This is a genomic window from Streptomyces sp. SID1328, from assembly GCF_009865595.1.
In the GTDB taxonomy this organism is placed as follows: domain Bacteria; phylum Actinomycetota; class Actinomycetes; order Streptomycetales; family Streptomycetaceae; genus Streptomyces; species Streptomyces griseoluteus.
In genome coordinates this window covers 1-207 of sequence record NZ_WWKH01000906.1, presented here as the reverse complement: position 1 = coordinate 207, position 207 = coordinate 1, and the positions used below count along the sequence as shown (strand labels likewise).

Sequence of the window (207 nt, the reverse complement as noted above, 5' to 3'; positions counted from 1 at the left end):
GGGCGTACGCCGCGTCGCGCCGGGCCACGCGCTGGTGCTGCGCGCCGGAGCGCGCGAGATCGCCGGCTACGAGCCGGTCGCCTCCCTCGCCGTCGCCGCGCCCCCCGCCGACCCCGACCGCGCGGTGGACGCCGTACGCGACGCCCTGGTGGAAGCCGTACGGGTCCGGCTCGCCGCACCCCGGCACGTGCCGGGACTCGACCCCGG

At 81.2% G+C, this 207-nt stretch carries 1 protein-coding gene; it reads left to right on the top strand.

What is annotated here, in order from left to right; all coding sequences use genetic code 11:
* A partial coding sequence (locus tag GT030_RS28900; protein ID WP_161203606.1) for a hypothetical protein occupies positions 1 to 207 on the top strand: 207 nt, incomplete at both ends.